Origin of the sequence: Streptomyces capillispiralis, from assembly GCF_007829875.1 — a bacterium.
Lineage (GTDB): Bacteria > Actinomycetota > Actinomycetes > Streptomycetales > Streptomycetaceae > Streptomyces > Streptomyces capillispiralis.
The window spans coordinates 1467683-1483069 of the sequence record NZ_VIWV01000001.1 but is presented as its reverse complement, the minus strand read 5'-3'; the positions used below and the strand labels follow the sequence as shown (position 1 = coordinate 1483069).

General features: G+C 72.8%; 17 protein-coding genes. 5 read left to right on the top strand and 12 right to left on the bottom strand.

Annotation, left to right across the window (positions count from 1 at the left end; genetic code table 11):
- Position 1: 1 nt before the first annotated feature.
- The 12 genes from FHX78_RS05925 to FHX78_RS05870 all read right to left on the bottom strand — a co-directional run bounded on the left by FHX78_RS05925 (position 2) and on the right by FHX78_RS05870 (position 12420).
- The gene (locus FHX78_RS05925) at positions 2–526 is read right to left on the bottom strand and encodes a hypothetical protein (protein ID WP_145866415.1); all 525 of its coding nucleotides are present in this window, start codon (positions 524–526) and stop codon (positions 2–4) included.
- Positions 523–1803 carry an MCE family protein gene (locus tag FHX78_RS05920; protein WP_145866414.1) on the bottom strand — a complete coding sequence of 427 codons (1281 nt, stop codon included), beginning with the start codon at positions 1801–1803 and terminating at the stop codon, positions 523–525. The genes FHX78_RS05925 and FHX78_RS05920 overlap by 4 nt, the downstream gene beginning before the upstream one ends.
- Positions 1800–3113, bottom strand: a complete 1314-nt coding sequence (locus tag FHX78_RS05915; protein WP_145866413.1) for an MCE family protein — start codon at positions 3111–3113, stop codon at positions 1800–1802. The genes FHX78_RS05920 and FHX78_RS05915 overlap by 4 nt, the downstream gene beginning before the upstream one ends.
- Positions 3110–4210: an MCE family protein gene (locus FHX78_RS05910; protein WP_145871690.1), complete on the bottom strand. Its 1101-nt coding sequence runs from the start codon at positions 4208–4210 to the stop codon at positions 3110–3112. Before FHX78_RS05910 ends, FHX78_RS05915 begins: the two co-directional genes overlap by 4 nt.
- A gap of 8 nt (positions 4211–4218) precedes the next feature.
- On the bottom strand, positions 4219–5199 hold the full coding sequence (locus FHX78_RS05905; RefSeq protein ID WP_145871692.1) for an MCE family protein: 981 nt from the start codon (positions 5197–5199) through the stop codon (positions 4219–4221).
- A gap of 110 nt (positions 5200–5309) precedes the next feature.
- Positions 5310–6347, bottom strand: coding sequence for an MCE family protein (locus FHX78_RS05900; protein WP_145866412.1), 1038 nt, complete (start codon positions 6345–6347; stop codon positions 5310–5312).
- Positions 6344–7588 carry an MCE family protein gene (locus FHX78_RS05895; protein ID WP_145871688.1) on the bottom strand — a complete coding sequence of 415 codons (1245 nt, stop codon included), beginning with the start codon at positions 7586–7588 and terminating at the stop codon, positions 6344–6346. Before FHX78_RS05895 ends, FHX78_RS05900 begins: the two co-directional genes overlap by 4 nt.
- Before the next feature lie 5 nt (positions 7589–7593).
- Positions 7594–8418, bottom strand: a complete 825-nt coding sequence (locus FHX78_RS05890) for an MlaE family ABC transporter permease (protein WP_145866411.1) — start codon at positions 8416–8418, stop codon at positions 7594–7596.
- A 3-nt stretch (positions 8419–8421) separates the two neighbouring features.
- Positions 8422–9192, bottom strand: a complete 771-nt coding sequence (locus FHX78_RS05885; protein ID WP_145866410.1) for an MlaE family ABC transporter permease — start codon at positions 9190–9192, stop codon at positions 8422–8424.
- Positions 9189–10118 carry an ABC transporter ATP-binding protein gene (locus FHX78_RS05880; protein ID WP_145866409.1) on the bottom strand — a complete coding sequence of 310 codons (930 nt, stop codon included), beginning with the start codon at positions 10116–10118 and terminating at the stop codon, positions 9189–9191. The genes FHX78_RS05885 and FHX78_RS05880 overlap by 4 nt, the downstream gene beginning before the upstream one ends.
- Positions 10119–10229: 111 nt before the next feature.
- A complete protein-coding gene (locus tag FHX78_RS05875; RefSeq protein WP_145866408.1) occupies positions 10230–11345 on the bottom strand; it encodes an RNA polymerase sigma factor in 1116 nt (371 codons plus the stop codon).
- A 52-nt stretch (positions 11346–11397) separates the two neighbouring features.
- Positions 11398–12420, bottom strand: coding sequence for a lytic transglycosylase domain-containing protein (locus FHX78_RS05870; RefSeq protein WP_145871686.1), 1023 nt, complete (start codon positions 12418–12420; stop codon positions 11398–11400).
- A gap of 304 nt (positions 12421–12724) precedes the next feature.
- Here FHX78_RS05870 and FHX78_RS05865 point away from each other — a divergent pair, with 304 nt between their 5' ends.
- The 5 genes from FHX78_RS05865 (at position 12725) to pucL (ending at position 15349) form a co-directional block, all read left to right on the top strand.
- Complete coding sequence (locus FHX78_RS05865; protein ID WP_145866407.1) at positions 12725–12976, top strand: YkoF family thiamine-binding protein; 252 nt, start codon at positions 12725–12727, stop codon at positions 12974–12976.
- Positions 12973–13341, top strand: coding sequence for a helix-turn-helix domain-containing protein (locus FHX78_RS05860; protein ID WP_145866406.1), 369 nt, complete (start codon positions 12973–12975; stop codon positions 13339–13341). Before FHX78_RS05865 ends, FHX78_RS05860 begins: the two co-directional genes overlap by 4 nt.
- Before the next feature lie 150 nt (positions 13342–13491).
- Positions 13492–14001 carry a 2-oxo-4-hydroxy-4-carboxy-5-ureidoimidazoline decarboxylase gene (uraD, locus tag FHX78_RS05855; protein ID WP_145866405.1) on the top strand — a complete coding sequence of 170 codons (510 nt, stop codon included), beginning with the start codon at positions 13492–13494 and terminating at the stop codon, positions 13999–14001.
- Between the two features lie 6 nt (positions 14002–14007).
- Positions 14008–14415, top strand: a complete 408-nt coding sequence (gene uraH, locus FHX78_RS05850) for a hydroxyisourate hydrolase (RefSeq protein WP_145866404.1) — start codon at positions 14008–14010, stop codon at positions 14413–14415.
- 4 nt (positions 14416–14419) lie between these two features.
- On the top strand, positions 14420–15349 hold the full coding sequence (gene pucL, locus FHX78_RS05845) for a factor-independent urate hydroxylase (RefSeq protein ID WP_145866403.1): 930 nt from the start codon (positions 14420–14422) through the stop codon (positions 15347–15349).
- Positions 15350–15387 lie beyond the last annotated feature (38 nt).

The following is a 15387-nucleotide window of genomic DNA, read 5'->3' as shown; positions in this document are numbered from 1 at the left end:
GTCAGCCGACGAACTCGACGCCGGAGGTCAGCCACCGTCCGTCCCGGTGCACCAGGTCGAGCTGCAGCCGGTAGGTGCGTGCCTCGCCCTCGGGCACGGCGGTGTTGGTCACCTTGCTGTCGGCGACCACCAGCACCCGGGCCGACCGCGCGTCGGACCGGACGATGCCCGCTTCGAGCACCTGCCCCTCGGACACGGACTTGTTCTGCGCGACCAGCTTCGTCAGCTGCTCGGTCTGCGCGGCGAACTCCTCGCGGAAGTCGCCCGTGGCGCCCTCGAGGACATCGGCGCTGTCGCGCGCGTAGTGCCGGTAGTCGAGCGAGGTGAAGTTGAGCGCCGACTGGCGGGCCGCGGCCAGCACGTCCTGGCGCCGCTGCTCGGTCTCCCGCTGTTCCTGCACCCCGAGAGCGAGCCACAGTGCCGCCCCGGTGGTCAGGACGGTCGCCGCGGCGAGACCCGCCGCCACCGCCCGGGAGCGCCCCGCCCGCGCCAGGCGCCGGGCCCCCGCGCGTATCCGTCCGCTCATGCCCGTGCCATCGGTCCGACGAGCAGCCATTGCCACGACTCCTTTCCGAACATGCTCTGTTCGCCGCCGGTCGAGCCGATCTCGACGGGCCTTCCGTCCGGTCCGGCCGCGATGCCGGTCGCCGGGTCGTACGGGGTGACGTGCGCCGCCGGTTGCGCCCCGCCCGAACGGGAGGAGGAGCCGGGGGCGTTCTGCGCGCCGCGCACCGAGGTGTCGCTGCCGCGCGGCTCGGCGCAGTGGGCGCCGGTGTTCGCGCCGCGCGTGCCGGTGTCGGCCGGGTCGCGGCGCCGGGTGTCGTAGCCACGGGTGCACGCGGGCGGGTCGTCGGCGTTGAGGACCATTCCGAAGTGGGTCGTGCCGTCGCCGGGGACGACCGTGTAACTGCCCGACACCACCACGGGGAACGTCACCAGCGCCTGCTCCACACCGGGCAGCCGCGCCACGGTGACCCGGCCGCCGCTGATCAGGTTGGCGAGCAGCACCGGCACGCTCGACCCGGTGGACTTCAGCAGCGAGTTGATCTCCACCGCGGCCGGTGTCGCGTTCCCGATGAGCCGGCGCAGATCGCCGTCGCTCGACTTCAACTGCGCGGTGAGCGCCGCCAGATCACGGGAGAACGCCTTGATGGCCGAGCCCTGGTCGGCCTGGGTCTTGAGCACCGTGCGCGAGTCCTCGATCAGTGCCACCGTCTCCGGCAGGGCCTCGGACGCCGACTCCACCAGCGCGTTGCCCGAGTCGACCAGCCGGCCCAGGTGCGGCCCGGTGCCGGCGAACGCCTTGCCCAGCTCGTCGACGGTGGTGCGCAGGTCGTCCTTGCCGACCGAGTTCACCAGGCGGTCCAGGCCGACCACGAGATCGGTGGTGGGCAGCGGCACCCGGGTGCGCTCGCGCGGGATCGAGGCGCCGTCGAGCAGGTACGGCCCGCCGTCGCGGCGCGGCTGGAGGTCGACGTACTGTTCGCCCACCGCCGACCGGTTCGCCACCACGGCCACCGTGTCGGCCGGGATGCGCGGTGCCTCGTCGTCGATCTCCAGCGCCACCGACACACCGTCACCGGTCAGCCGCATCGCGCCCACCCGGCCCACCGGCACGCCCCGGTAGGTGACCTCGGCGCCGGAGAAGATCCCGCCGGAGCCGGTGAACTGGGCCCGGACGGTGTACCCGCGATCGAGGAGGGTGTCCGCGAGACCGGTGTACTCGGTGCCCACGTACGTCACGCCCACCGCGGTGACGGTGGCGAACGCCAGCAACTGGGCCCTGACCGTTGTGGTGATCACGGCTGCATCCCCTTCAGCATCAGCTCGGCCAGCGCCAGGTCGGTCCCCGGCGGCAGACGGCGGGTGTCCCCGTCGCCGAAGCCGGCGGTGCACACCGGCGGGCACAGCGGGCCGCCGCCCCCGGGCGACGACGGCGCGGTGGGCGCGTCGGGCAGGGCGGGGGCGGACGGGCCGGGCAGCGGGACGTCCGGCACCTCGGGCACGCCGGGCAGCTCCGGCACGTCCGGCAGGTCCGGGGTGTCCGGCGGCCGCGGCCCGGCCTCGTCCTCGCCGGGCTCGTCGGCCAGGTTGCCGTAGATGTGCGACAGATCGAGGTCGGCGGTGATCTGGAGGTTGACGTAGTCGCCCTTGATCGCGTCCGTGACATTGCGCGGGAACGGGTAGGTGGTCAGCAGCTCCAGGGAGTTGGGCAGGTCGTCGCCCGCCTTGTTCAGCTGCTGGAGGATCGGCCGGAGCCGTTCGAGGTTGGCGACCATGTCGTCGCGGGAGGCGTTGACGACCCGGGTGCCGGCCGTGCCGAGCTTCGACAGCGCCGTCAGCATCTTCGTCAGGTCGCGGCGCTGGTCGGCGAGGACCTTCAGGGCCGGCGGCATGGTGTCGACCGCGTCCGCGATGGTCTTCTTCTCCCTGCCGAGCCGCTTGGCCAGCCGGTCGATGCCCTCCAGCGCGCGGACGATCTCCTCGCGCTGCCCGTCCAGGCCGCCGAGGAAGGTGTCGAGCTCCTTCAGCAGCGACTTCACCCGGTTCTCCCGGCCGTCCAGGGCCTTGTTCAGCTCGACCGTGATGGTCTTCAGCTGGGCCACTCCGCCGCCGTTGAGCAGCGCCGACAGCGCGGACAGCACCTCCTCGATCTCCGGGTTGCGGCCGCTGCGGGACAGCGGGATGCGGTCCCCGTCGGCGAGGCGTCCCACGGGCGCGGTGCCGGCGGGCGCGGACAGCGCCACGTACTTCTCGCCGAGCATGCTGGTCTGCCGCAGTTCGGCGACGGCGTTGGCGGGCAGCTTCACCGAGTCGGCGACCCGCAGCCGCACCCGGGCGTGCCAGCCGTCCAGTTCGACCTTCTCCACCGCGCCCACGGTGACGTCGTCGACCTTCACCGAGGACTGCGGCACCAGGTCCATCACGTCCCGGAACTCGACGGTGACGTGGAAGGCGCGGTCGTCGGCGGCGGCGCCGCCGGGCAGCGGCACGTCGTGCCAGCCGTTGAACTCGCAGCCGGACAGCAGCAGGGTGCCCGCCGCCGCCCAGACGGCGGCGCCGGTGCGGCGCCGTGCCCCCAAGGGCCGGACGCCGGTGTCTCGTGCGCTCATGCGTCGGCCTCCAGGATCCCGCCGAGGGTGCGGTCGACCGAGCCGGACGCCGGCGCCCGCGGCAGTTCGGGCAGGGAGTCGAAGAGCCGCTCCAGCTCCTCGCAGTCGGGGTTCTCGCCGCCCTCGTCGCCGGTGGTCCGCAGCAGGGAGCAGAGCAGGGCGGCCGGGTCCTGCGGGTGGTCGGGGTTGTTGCGGGTGTCGAGGGTGCCGGAGGAGGGGTTGTAGGCGTTCTGCAGGTTGGACAGGCCGGTCGGGGCGACCTCCAGCAGTTCCTCCAGCGCGGCCCGCTGGGTGACCAGCACCTTGGTGACCTTGCTCAGTCCCTCCACGTTCGACGTCAGCGACTTCTTGTTCTTCCTCACGAAGTCGGACACGTCGCCGAGGGCCGTCCCGAGGTTCTTCAGCGCCGCCGCGAGGTCCTCGCGCTCCCCGGCGAGCTGCTCGGCGACCTCGGCGAGGCTGGTGTTGAACGCCCGCACCTCCTTGTCGTCGGCGGCCAGCGCCGAGGTGAACACCTGGAGGTTGCGCACGGTCCCGAACAGGTCGCCCCGGCCGTCGGAGAGGGTGCCGGCCGCGTCCGCCAGGTCCTCGACGGTCCGGTGCAGGTTCTCGCCCTGGCCGTCGAGGTTGTCGGCGCTCACGCCGAGCAGCCGGGACAGCGCGCCGTCCTTGTTGGCGCCCTCGGGGCCGAGCGCCTCGGCCGTGGTGTGCAGGCTGTCGAAGATCCGGTCCAGTTCGACGGGGACGGCCGTGCGCGACTCGGGGATGACGTCGCCGTCGCGCAGCGCCGGGCCCTTGCGGTACACCGGCAGCAGCTGCACGTAACGGTCGCTGACCACCGAGGAGTTGATGATCGCGGCCTGTGCGTCCGCCGGGACCCGGCGGTCCTCGTCGAACTCCAGCTCCACCCGCACCCGGCCGCCCTCGGGCACGATCTTCCCGACCTCGCCGATCCGCACGCCCAGCACCCGCACGTCGGAGCCGGGGTAGATGCCGACCGTGCGGGGGAAGTACGCGGTGACGCGCACGGTGCCGGGGCGCGGCCACAGCGCGTAGGTGAGCGCGGCGACCAGGGCCAGGGCGGTGACCAGCGCGATGCGTTTCCTCACGGGGTGCCTCCCGTCCTGGGCGCCACGGGTGCCGCGACCAGGTTCTGGATGTAGCTGTCGAACCAGCGGCCGTTGCCGAGGGTGTTGGAGAAGACCCGGACGTAGGGGGCGAGCAGGGCGACGCTGCGGTCCAGGCTCTTCTGGTTGCGTTCCAGCATGTTGACGAACGTGTCGAGGTTCTTCAGCGCGGGGCCGATCTCCTTACGGTTGTCCTCGACCAGCCCGGACAGTTCGACGCCGAGTTCGGCGGAGGTGGTCAGCAGCTTGTGGATGGCCTTGCGGCGCTTGCCGATCTCCTTGAACAGCTCGTTGCCGTCCTTGACCATGGCGCTGAAGTCGCCCGAGCGTTCGGCCAGTACGCCGCTGACGCCGTTGGCGCGGTCGAGGAGTTCGCGGAGCTCCTTGTCGCGCGAGGCGACCGTCCGGGAGATCTTCGACAGCCCCTTGATGGAGGCGCGGACCTCCTCCGGGGAGTCCTCGAAGGTGGCCGACAGGGTGTCCAGCGCCTGCGCCAGCCGCTGGGTGTCGACCTCCTCCGTGGTGGTCGTCAGATCGCTGAACGCCTCCACCACGTCGTACGCCGGGACGGTGCGCCGCAGCGGGATCTCGCTGCCCGCCGGGAGCTGCCCGGGGCCCTCGGGGTGCAGGGCGAGGTACTTGGCGCCGAGGATGGTCTCCACCCGGATCGACGCGCCGGTCTCCCGGCCGAACTCCGGTTCGCCGCGCAGCTTGAAGACCACCTCGACGTGGTCGCCGTCGAGGTCGACGGTCTCCACCGTGCCCACCTCGACCCCGGCGATGCGCACCTCGTCGCCGGGCTTCAGCCCGCCCGCCTCGGAGAACGCCGCGCTGTAGCGGGTGCCGCCACCGATCAGCGGCAGGTCGTCGGCGTGGAACGCGGCGACGGTCAGCAGGGCGAGGACGGTCAGCCCGACGGCACCGATGATCACGGGATTGCGCTCCCGGAACGGCTTCATCCGGGGCCCGCGTCCCGTGCGGCGCCGCAGTCGCGGCAGGCGCGGAGGCTCGATGCGCACCTTCATCAAAGGCTCCGGCCGGCGCCTACGGCGCGGGAGGAAACGGGTGCTCATGCGCCGCACCTCGCCCGTGCCACGTGCAGCCCCGGCTCGAGCACCCGGTCGCTCCCCGGCAGCACGACCCGGCCGTCGAAGTCGCACAGATAGAAGTTGAACCACGAGCCGTAGGACGCCGTCCCGGTCAGCTCGTTGAGCTTGTTCGGCAGCCGCTTCAGCACGCCCTCCACCGTCTTCTCGTTGTCGTTCAGCGTTCCGGTCAGCTCGTTCAGCTCCGCGATGTCGTCCTTCAGCGGCGGCCGGGCGTCCTTCAGCAGACCCGAGGTGGCCTCCGTGAGGTCGCCGATGCCCACCAGCGACTCGCCGAGCGGCTTGCGGTCGGCGGACAGCCCGGAGATCACCCGCCGCAGCTGCTTCAGCAGCCCGGAGAACCGGCCGCTGCGCTGGTCCAGCGTGGTGAGGACCGTGTTGAGGTGGGTGACGACGGAGCCGATCAGCTCGTCGCGGTCGGCGAGCGTCGTGGTGAGCGACGCGGTGTGCGCCAGCAGGCTGTTCACCGTGCCGCCCTCGCCCTGGAGGGTCTGGACGATGTCGGTGGCGAGCCTGTTGACGTCCTCCGGGCTGAGCGCGGCGAACAGCGGCTTGAAGCCGTTCAGCAGCACGTTGAGGTCCAGCGCGGGCTGGGTCCGCGCCAGCGGGATGGTGCCGCCCGGCCGCAGCCGGGTGCCGCTGCCCGCGCCCTCGGTGAGCGCGACGTAGCGCCGGCCGACCAGGTTGCGGTAGCGCACCACCGCGCCGGTCGTGGTCAGCAGCGGCCGGTCGGCGCGGACGCTGAAGGTGATCTCGGCCCGGGTGCGGTCCTTGATCCTGATCTCCTCCACCTCGCCGACGCGCACCCCGGCGACCCGGATGTCGTCACCTTCCTCCAGGCCGGTGACATCGCTGAACACCGCCCGGTAGGAGTGCTGCGGCTCGAAGGAGATGTTGACGATGGTGGCGGCGAGCAGCGCCGTCGCCAGGATCGTCACCACGGCGAAGAGGCCGAACTTGACCAGCGGGGCCACGGTCTGCCGGGCCTTGGACGTGCTCATGCGACGCTCACCGCCGTTCCCCGGGCCAGCGGGCCGAAGAGCAGGGTCGCCACGGGCGGGACCTCGTCCGCCGGCACGCCCAGCACGGGGGCGACGAGCGAGCCGACCGCGCGCTGTTCACCGGCGGTGGCGGACACGGGCGACGGCCCGGCCGAGCCCCCGGAGGTTCCCGGTCCCGCGCCGTCGTCGAGGTCCACGTGCGGCGCGGGCACCCGCGGATGGGGCAGGCCGTGGCAGTTCGGCCCCGACCGCTCGCCGTAGACGGGCTCCTCGCCGGGCTCGTACGCCGGCCGGGCGCGGACCACCTCCAGCGTGATCCGCATCCTGCCGCCCCGGTACGTCTCCTCGGCGGCCCTGTTCTGCCGGACCAGTCCGGCCAGCAGGCACGGGTACTCGGGGGAGTAGCGGGCGAACAGGTCGAGGGTGGGGCGGGAGACCCGGCCCAGGGTGATCAGCCGGTCGCCGTTGGTGTCGAGGAAGTCCCGCCCGGTCCCGGCGACGGTGGCCGTGGTGCGCAGCGCCGACGCCAGCCGGTCCTTCTTCTCGACCAGGGTGCGGCTGGTGGTGACGGTGTTGCGCAGGACGCGCAGCAGGTCCGGTGCCGCGTCGCCGTACACCTCCGCGACGTCCGCGAAGCGGGAGATGTCCTCCTTCAGCGACGGCAGATGGGGATTGAGCTCGCGCAGGTAGGCCTCCAGGCGCGTCAGGTTGCCGCCGACGCGGTCGCCGCGGCCCTCCAGGGCGCCGGCGAACGCGGAGAGCGTGGCGTTGAGTTCACCGGGCTCGACCGTGCGCAGCAGCGGCAGCAGGTCGTTCATCAGCTGCTGGACCTCCATGCCGACCGTCGTGCGGTCCTGGGTGATGACGTCGCCGGCCCGGATCGGCCGGGCCGCGGAGCCGCCGGGCGCCACCAGGTCGACGTACTTCTCGCCGAACAGCGTCTTGGGCAGCAGCCGGGCCCGTACGTCCGACGGGATGCGGCCCACGTGCTCGGGCTTCAGGGCGAGGTCGAGGGTCGCCCCGGTGCCGTCCGCGTGCACCGCGCGCACCTCCCCGACCAGCAGCCCGCGCAGCTTCACGTCGGCCCGCGGGTCGAGCTGGTTGCCCAGCCGGCCGGCCTCCAGGGTGACCTTGACGACGGGCGTGAACGCCTGCTGGTAGACGGCCACCGCGAGGGACAGCAGCAGCGCCAGCACGGCGAGGAAGACGATGCCGTACAGCCTCAGTCGCAGCACTCCCACCGCGCTCACCCCGCTATCCGTACGGTCGTGTTGGCGCCCCAGATCGCCAGGGACAGGAAGAAGTCGAGGACGTTGATCGCCACGATCGACGTGCGCACCGCACGGCCCACCGCGACGCCCACGCCCGCCGGACCGCCGCTCGCGTGGTAGCCGTAGTAGCAGTGCACCAGGATGATCAGCACCGCGAAGACGATCACCTTGCCGAACGACCAGAACACGTCGACCGGCGGCAGGTACTGGTGGAAGTAGTGGTCGTAGGTGCCGGTCGACTGCCCGTAGTAGACGGTGGTGATGGTCCGGGCGGCCAGGTACGAGGACAGCAGCCCCACCACGTACAGCGGGATCACGGCGACGAACCCGGCGATCATCCGGGTCGTCACCAGGAACGGCAGCGAGGGGACGCCCATCACCTCCAGGGCGTCGGTCTCCTCGCTGATGCGCATCGCGCCGAGCTGCGCGGTGAACCCGGCGCCGACCGTCGCCGACAGGGCGAGCCCGGCCACCAGCGGGGCGATCTCCCGGGTGTTGAAGTACGCCGACAGGAAGGCCACGAAGTTGGAGGTGCCGAGCTGGTTGAGGGCCGCGTAGCCCTGGAGGCCGACCTCGGTGCCGGTGAAGAACGACAGGAAGGCGATCACGCCGACCGTCCCGCCGACCACGGCGAGCGCGCCGCGGCCGAAGCTCACCTCGGCCAGCAGCCGCAGCACCTCCTTCTTGTAGCGGCGCAGGGTGCGGCCCGTCCACGCCAGCGAACGGCCGTAGAAGGACAGCTGGGTGCCCAGCTCCTCCAGGGAGCGCAGGGGGCGTTCGAGGAGTCGTCGTGTGCGCACCGGCTAACCCCTCTGCGGGACGACTTGGAAGTACACGGCGGTCATCACGAAGTTGGTCACGAACAGCAACATGAAGGTGATCACCACGGACTGGTTCACGGCGTCGCCCACCCCCTTGGGCCCGCCCTTGGCGGTGAGCCCCTTGTACGAGGCGACGATCCCGGCGATCGCCCCGAACACCAGCGCCTTCAGCTCCGCCGCCCACAGGTCGGAGAGCTGGGCGAGGGTGGTGAAGGAGGCCAGGTAGGCGCCCGGAGTGCCGTTCTGCAGCACCACGTTGAAGAAGTAGCCGCCCGCCACGCCGACCACCGACACCAGGCCGTTCAGCAGCACGGCCACCACCATGGAGGCCAGTACGCGCGGCACGACCAGCCGGTGGATCGGGTCGATGCCGAGCACCTGCATCGCGTCGATCTCCTCACGGATCTTCCGCGCCCCGAGGTCCGCGCAGATCGCCGTGCCGCCCGCGCCCGCGATCAGCAGCGCGGTCACGATCGGCGAGGCCTCCCGCAGCACCGCCAGCACCGAGGCCGCGCCCGCGAAGGACTGCGCCCCCAACTGCCGCGTCAGGCTGCCGATCTGCAGCGCGATGACCGCCCCGAACGGGATCGACACGAGCGCCGTCGGCAGGATGGTGACGCTGGCGACGAACCACGCCTGCTGGATGAACTCCCGCGTCTGGAAGGGGCGTCGGGGCAGGGTGCGCAGCACGTCGAGGGCCAGCGCGAACAGGCTGCCGGAGTGGCGCAGCGCGCCGGTGGGGGACGGGCTCATGCGCCGGCCCCCTCGGCGCAGTGCGGCTCCGCCTCGCGCCGGGCGATCGCCTCCCAGCGGGGCGGGCGGGCGATGCCCGGACCCGGCAGCAGGCGCGGGGTGAGCCGCTGGTCGCGCCCGGTGTCGTCGAGCTGGGCGAGTTCCTGCTCGACCTGCGCGGCGTCCTTCTCCTCCGCCATGCCGATCGGCCCCTGCATCCTGCCGTGCAGGAACTGCCGCACGACCGGCTCGTCACTGTGCAGCAGCCGCTCCCGGGGCCCGAACATCACCAGTTCGCGGCGGAACAGCAGCCCGATGTTGTCGGGCACCTGCCGGGCCGAGGCGATGTCGTGGGTGACGATCAGGAAGGTCGCGTCGATCTGGGCGTTGAGGTCGACGATCAGCTGGTTGAGGTAGGCGACGCGGACCGGGTCGAGGCCCGAGTCCGGCTCGTCGAACAGGATGATCTCCGGGTCGAGCACCAGCGCCCGGGCCAGCCCGGCCCGCTTGCGCATGCCGCCGCTGATCTCGCCGGGCAGCTTCTCCTCGGCACCGATCAGCCCGACCATGTCCATCTTCTCCAGCACGACGCGCCGGATGTCGCTCTCGGACTTGCGGGTGTGCTCGCGCAGCGGGAAGGCGATGTTGTCGTACAGGTTCATCGAGCCGAACAGCGCGCCGTCCTGGAACAGCACCCCGAACAGCTTGCGCACCTCGTACAGCTCGTGCTCGCGCAGCGTGGTGATGTCGCGCCCGGCGATCCGCACCGAGCCCCGGTCCGGCTTGAGCAGCCCCACGAGCGTCTTGAGGAACACCGACTTGCCCGTCCCCGAGGGGCCGAGCATCACCGAGACCTCCCCGGCGGGCAGCGTCAGCGAGACGTCCTGCCAGATGACCTGACGGCCGAAGGACTTGGTCAGCCCTTCCACGCAGATCTCGACACCCATCCGGTTCACCCTTCGCCCACGGGAGCAGCTCCGACACCTGCTCTACGGGGAGGGGCGGGCCGTCCGTCGCGACGGACCGGAATTTTTTTCGGAAGGGGCGGCGCGGAAGGTTTACGGCGCCGGAACGGAGGGTGCGCCGGACAGCGGGCCGGAGTCCGGCGCGGCCCCGTCGGCGTCCGCCGACGGCAGCGGGGGCGCGGAGGGCAGCGCGGGCGCCGTCGGGATCACGGAACCGTCCCCCGGCAGGTCGGGCAGGCCGCCCGCGTCGGGCAGCTCCGGCAGGTCCGGCACCCCGCCCACCCCGGGCACCCCGCTCACTTCGGGCACCGGCGGCACCGACGGCACCGGCGGGACCTCGGTCCGGCTCAGCACGGGCAGCCCGGTCACCTCGGTCACCTCGGGCAGTCCCGGCAGGGCGGGCACGAGCGACGAGCCGGCGGCGGGGGCGCCCGTGGGGTCAGGGCGCAGCGGCCCGGGCGGGGTCCGGTCCGGGCCGGCCGCGGGGGACGACGGCCCGGTGGTGCCGCCGGGGTGGGGCACACCGGCGTCCTGCGAGCGGGAGGACCGGGGTGTCGGGCCGCCGCCGTCCTCCAGGGAGTACGGCACGACGAACCCGGCGACCGCGAGCGTGGCCGCCGTGGAGGCGACGGCGACGGCCTGCGCCTTGCCGCCCGTGCGGGGCCGTCCCCGGCCGCACAGGAACAGCGCGAGGCCGAGCGTCCCGGCCAGCGAGTTGCGCAGCGTGCGCCGGGCCCGGGCCAGCAGCGACTCCACCGTCCGGTAGCTCAGTCCCATGTGCACCGCGACCTGGCCGACGTCCAGGTCCAGCGACTTCAGCCGCAGCGCCTCCGCCTGCCGGGCGGGCAGTTCGCCGCTGCGCACCGCCAGCCACCGGGCCTCGGCCCGGTCGCACACGGCCTCCTCGACGGGCACCGGGCCGGGCGCGACCAGCGTGGGGCTGGTGCGCACCTCGGCCTCCCGGTGGACCTGGCGGTAGCGGTCCACGCACAGCCGCATGGTCACGGTGGTCAGCCAGGCGCCGAGCCGCTCGTCGTCCAGGTCCGGACGCTCGGCGGCCCGCAGCATCGCCTCGTGCACCGCGTCCTCGGCGTCCTCCTGGCTCATCGAGCGGCGCCGGGCCACCTTGAGCAAGTGCTCACGGTGGCCCCACATCCGCTCCCAGCGCTCCCGCGCCGCCTGTGCCTGAGCAGGCATGTCCGTCGCCATGAGGGCCCCTTCGCTCACCCACCGGTCCCGTGCCGTCCGGCGGGTGGCGACATTACCGTTCGGTAGCGGCGGTTGGGGAGGGGGTGCCGGGTATCGAGTCCGCACCGTTGCTGGTCAGCGGAGCGCCGCCGGGCAGCGGAACGGCCCCCGGGGCGGTGATGCCCGGTGCGGACACGCCCGGCCCGGGCACGGGGAGCCCGGGCTCCCCGCCCGCCGGGTCCGCGTCGCCCGCGGGGCGGGACGCGGTGGGGGCAGGCGCGGGGGACGGCGCGGCGGGCGTCCGGGACGGGGTCGCGGACGGGCGGGCCGACGGGGAGGACGACGGCTCCGCCGTGGCCCGGGGGGACCCGCGGCGCGCCGGGGCGGCGGCGGACCCGTCCGGCACCACCCGGTGACCGGACAGGAAGTAGGCGTACCAGGCCCGGACCGTGCGCAGATACGCCGTCGAGTGGTTGTAGCCCAGGATCGCCCGGTCCAGCTGGGCGGGGTCGGACAGGTCCCGGCCGCCCGCGCAGAGGTAGCGTCCGGCGGCGAGCGCGGCGTCGTACACGTTGTGCGGGTCGCGCCGGTCGTCGCCGTTGCCGTCCGCGCCCCAGCGGGCCCAGGTGGACGGGATGAACTGCATCGGGCCGACCGCGCGGTCGTACTCCGCGTCCCCGTCATAGGCGCCGCCGTCGGTGTCCCGGATGAGGGCGAAGGCGACGCCGTCCAGCCGCGGGCCCCGGATCGGCGTCACGGTCGTCCCGTCCGCGGTGACCCGGCCGCCGCGCGCCTGCCCGGACTCCACCTGGCCGATCGCCGCCAGCAGCTGCCAGCGCAGCCGGCAGCCCGGCGCGGTGCGGGCGAGTTCCGCCTCCGCCCTCCGGTACGCGGCGAACACGCTCGCCGGCAGGGCGGCGCCCGCCGCGGGGCCGTCGCGCCCGTCGCGCTCCCCGGTGCGCAGGGGCGGCAGGTCGGTGCGGTAGACGGTGTCGCCGGAGACACCCGGACCGTGCCCGGCCGGTGCCGGCCGGGCGGCCGCCGAGGCCCGCGCCTCACCCGCGCCCGGTGCCTGCGATCCGGTGAGCAGCGCCATCGCCGTCACCGCCACCGCCGTGCCCCGGACACCCCTGCCGCCCCTCGTACCCCTCGTGCCTCCGGCGCCCCTGGCACCGGCACGCCACCCCGTGTGTCCCGTCATGACCAGCTCCCCTCCCTGCGGACGTCCTCCGCCTGCTCTACGCGCCACCGGGCCGGGTCCGTCGCGGTGACCGGGGATTTCTCGCGGGGCGCCGCCGGCGCGCAGGTCCGTTAGGGTCTCCCCAAGCCGCCGGGCGGTCCGGGCCCGGGGCGCGGACCTGCCGGGACGCGCGGGTCGGAGCGGATGCCATGGGGGCACAGTGCGACTGAAAGTGGAGTTCACGACCGAGCCCTTCGACCTCGACGAGGCGCCCGCGCACGCGGTGGTGGCCCGCGAGGTCCTCGAAGCGGCCGAGCTGGACACGGTGGACGTCGGCCCGTTCGGCAACACCGCCGAGGGCGGTGCCGACGCGGTGCTCACCGCCGTGGACGCGCTGCTGCGCAGGACGCTGACGGCCGGCGCCACCCGGATCTCGCTCCAGGTCAACGTGGTCGAGGAGGGCGGGCGGTGACCGGTGGCGGTGACGAGGCGTTCATCGCGGCGGTGAAGCCGCTGGTCGACGCCATGGGCGGCGAGATGGTCCCGCCCGACGAGGCCGGCGCCGACGACGTGGTGCTCTCCTGGGAGGGCGCGAGCGTGGTCGCCGTACGCCTGCCGCAGCTCGCGGACTCCCTGGACCACATCCTCGCGGCCCTGGAGCGCAGGAAGGGCATGCCCCTGGCGGACCTGGACCGCAGGGCGAAGCAGGAGATCGTGCGCGGTCTGGAGGCGCGCGGCGCCTTCGCCGTCCGGCACGGCGTGGAGACCGTGGCGAGCGCGCTCGGGGTCAGCCGCTTCACCGTCTACAACTACCTCAACCGCGAGAAGGGTTCCTGACCACGGGGCGCGGGTGACGTGCGGATGACGGGCGCTCCTCTTCGTCACCCCGAATTTTCAACAAACTGTTGACGTGCTCTCGTGTGACGGCGTTCACTGTCGGCACGCCCGTTCGCAGCACGAAGGCCGCTCGCGGCCACGGAGGCTCCCGTGACGTCGACTTCCACGCCCCCGGGCCTGGCCCGCTTCAACGCCCTGGAGGAGCACGCGGCGCTCGCCGCGCTCCACGAGGCATGCGCCTCCACGGCGTGGGCCCGGCGCCTGCTCGCCGCCCGCCCGTACGGCACCGCCGAGGAGCTGTACGCCGCCAGTGACGCCGCCGTGGCCGGCCTGACCACGGCGGACCTCCACGAGGCGATGGCCGGGCACCCGCCGATCGGCCGCCCGAAGCCGGGGGACCCGGCCTCCGCCCGCGAACAGAGCGGCATGGCCGGCGCCCCCGACGGGCTCAAGGCCGAGATGCTCGAACTGAACCTGGCCTACCAGGAGAAGTTCGGCCACGTGTTCCTCATCTGCGCCACCGGCCGGACCGGCGAGCAGATGCGTGACGCCGTCAGGGAACGCCTCGGCAACGCGCCGGACCGGGAGCGCGAGATCGTCCGCACCGAACTGGGGAAGATCAACCGCATCCGGCTGGCCCGACTCGTCGAAGGGGACTGACGCGGCATGAGCACCGACACCACCGCCTCCGTGTCCACGCACATCCTGGACACCAGCGCCGGCCGCCCCGCCGCGGGCGTCGCCGTCCACCTCGCCGCCCGCTCCGGACGCGCGGCGGACTGGCGGACGCTCGGCGGCTCCGCGACCGACGCGGACGGGCGCTGCAAGGACCTGCCGGCACTGCCGGAGGGAACCACCCACGTACGGCTCGACTTCGCGGTGGAGCCGTACCTCGAGAAGGCCGCCAAGAAGCAAGCCGATGCGCAGCAGGACGCCCCCGCGAATCGGGACAGCGGTACCGCGGCCGTGTTCTTCCCGGAGGTGACGGTCACGTTCGCCGTCGCGCCGGGCGAGCACTACCACGTACCGCTGCTGCTCAACCCGTTCGGCTACTCCGTTTACCGAGGGAGCTAGCTACATGACCGTCCATTCCCGCCCTGCCCGCCCCGTGGTCCTGGGACAGAACCAGTACGGCAAGGCCGAGAACCGAGTCGTCAGGATCACGCGGGACGGCGCCACCCACCACATCAAGGACCTGAACGTCTCCGTCGCCCTGTCCGGCGACATGGACGAGGTCCACTACTCCGGCTCCAACGCCAGCGTCCTGCCGACCGACACCACCAAGAACACGGTGTACGCGTTCGCCAAGGAGCACGGCATCGAGTCCGCCGAGCAGTTCGGCATCCACCTCGCCCGCCACTTCGTCACCTCCCAGGAACCCATCCACCGGGCACGCATCCGGATCGAGGAGTACGCCTGGGAACGCATCGAGACCTCGGACGAGCCCCGGCACTCCTTCGTCCGCAAGGGCCAGGAGACCCGGCTGACGCAGGTCACCTACGACGGCGAGCGGTGGGAGGTCGTCTCCGGCCTGAAGGACCTGACGGTGCTCAACTCCACGAACTCCGAGTTCTGGGGCTACGTCAAGGACAAGTACACGACGCTCAAGGAGGCCTACGACCGCATCCTCGCCACCTCGGTCTCCGGCCGCTGGCGGTTCGGCTGGAGTGACGACGCGCAGCAGATGCCCGACTGGGAGACCTCCTACGAGCAGGCCAGGACGCACATGCTTCGGGCCTTCGCCGAGACCTACTCCCTCTCCCTGCAGCAGACGCTGTACCAGATGGGCGCGAGGATCATCGAGAACCGCGACGAGATCGACGAGGTCCGCTTCTCCCTCCCGAACAGCCACCACTTCCTGGTGGACCTCGAACCGTTCGGCCTCAAGAACGACACCCCCGACGGGGCCGTCTACTTCGCCGCCGACCGGCCCTACGGCCTGATCGAGGCCACCGTCCTGCGCGACGGCTGCGAGCCGCGGATCCCGGTGGACCTCACCAACCTCTGACCGCCCGCCCCCATCCGGCCGACCGCACACCCTTCGGC